Source organism: Oscillibacter sp. CU971 (assembly GCF_905219725.1).
Taxonomy (GTDB): domain Bacteria; phylum Bacillota; class Clostridia; order Oscillospirales; family Oscillospiraceae; genus Oscillibacter.
Map to the genome: position 1 here is coordinate 1 of NZ_CAJMXG010000436.1, position 1,699 is coordinate 1,699.

General features: G+C 53.0%; 2 protein-coding genes and 1 pseudogene. 1 reads left to right on the top strand and 2 read right to left on the bottom strand.

Features of this window, described 5'->3' with window-relative positions; translation table 11 throughout:
- Together JX325_RS16300 and JX325_RS16305 are read right to left on the bottom strand one after the other, a co-directional pair.
- Positions 1–239 (bottom strand): hypothetical protein (locus JX325_RS16300; RefSeq protein ID WP_204792085.1); only part of this gene is annotated, 239 nt, incomplete at its 3' end.
- Between the two features lie 80 nt (positions 240–319).
- Positions 320–979: an SMI1/KNR4 family protein gene (locus JX325_RS16305; protein WP_204792086.1), complete on the bottom strand. Its 660-nt coding sequence runs from the start codon at positions 977–979 to the stop codon at positions 320–322.
- 192 nt (positions 980–1,171) lie between these two features.
- Here JX325_RS16305 and JX325_RS16310 point away from each other — a divergent pair.
- Positions 1,172–1,699: pseudogene (locus tag JX325_RS16310) on the top strand (triacylglycerol lipase); the annotation flags it as partial.

Genomic DNA, 1,699 nt, shown 5'->3' on the forward strand with positions numbered 1-1,699 from the left:
GCTTCTATAAACTCATCTAATTCTTCGCAATCTATCCAGTCTGATTTGATATTGATTTCAAAAAGTTTCTCATATCCATATTGTTGTATCAAAAACTCCCAGCCTTCTTTTGAAATTGCAGCCAACCAAATTTGCATATAATTAAACAGCATTTCTACATTTCCGGGAACGGAAAGATCATCAGCAGTGAATGAAGTTCCTTGTGGAAGCGGATATACATAAAATGCCAGCGTATTCACTTTTCAGGTTTCCTCTTGCTCAGCATATAGCTGCGTTTGACGGTTTCCATGATGGATTCAGTCCTTTATAACAGTGGAATCTATCGTTTAAGGGTGTCCAGGTACCATTGGTAGGTGGGCTTCTCGTCGGTCTCCCGCTCGTACTCGGCCTCCAGGGAGCCGTAAAAGTATACTTCCAAGTAGGCTTTCAGGTCCGGCGCGGCCTTGCTTCCGTGGAGCAGGCCATCGTCGCCGAGATACGTCTTGTCCCAGTCGAACTCCTCATGGTCGAACCAGACCAGGGACCAGGTGGAGGGGTCGTCCGGGTCTGTTTTTTCTTCCGGTCGGGACAGGTCGATGCACAGGGGGCCCCAGCCGGCACCCCAGTCGCCGATGGGGATGAGGTTCCGGAAGCAGTCCTCCGGCAGCTGGCAGAACTCCCGGATGATCTGTAGAGTCTCCATGCTTTTAGACACTTCGTCCATCGTCCTGGGGCTGTCGATCATCTGCCAGAGGGGGCAGAAGAATCTATCGTCGTCACGGATGGCGCAGACTTCATTGCACTCGTTTTCGGGAAGCCAGAAAGACATCAAAAACGTCTTATACATAGAGGGCAGCTTGACCTGGTGCTTTTGCTCAAAAGCGGCGATCTCCTCCTCGGTGATGGTAGAGGATTGGAACTCCTGGCCGGGGAACCAGCCCCGCTCTTTTAATTTTTGGAATGCGCCTTTCACAAATTCTCTTTCTTCCTGCGATGTCATTATATTTCCTCCTTAATTGATGTGCCGAAGTAAAATCCTGTTTTGTTTCCTTGATTATACTATTTCCTCTGTCCCAGTTCAATCTGTTTTCTGAAAAGAACCACCCAGACCCCAGCTTGACAACCCCGTTGGCAAGGTCTACTATAAACGCAGAAAAGCGCCGGTGGGCGCTGTTGAACGGGAGGCGGCTCTATGAAATATGTCAGGCGGATTGTCTACTGCCTGTTACTGACGGCGGCGGCGAATGCCCTGCCGCTGGTCTGGCTGCTGTACGCCGAATGGTCAGTTTCCAGTGCCGGGTGGCTGTTTCTGCCCCTGGCGGCGTTCCTCTGGGTGAATCTCCGGCCTATTACGAAGTCCGGCCCCACCAAGCGCATCCAGCGGCTGGCGGAGGGCTGTGAGCTGCTGTGGCTGTTCTGCGTGTCCGCCACAGCCACCGTCCTGCTTCAGCTTCTCTGGCTGAACGTACTGTGTGCCGATATTGCGGCAGACAGCTTCCTTGACTGGTGGGGGTATTTTGGGGGCGCGATGGGCGTGCTGCTGGCGGTGATTCTGGAAGCCATTGTCTTCTGGAACGGCATGATCCGGGTCTACCTCACCTCGGTGCAGCTGGGCGTCAAGCACCGCATCCTGGCGGCGCTGTGCGGGTGGATTCCCCTGGTGAACCTCTGGTATCTGGCAAAGATCCTCCACATGTGCAGTGACGAAGTGGAGTTTGGG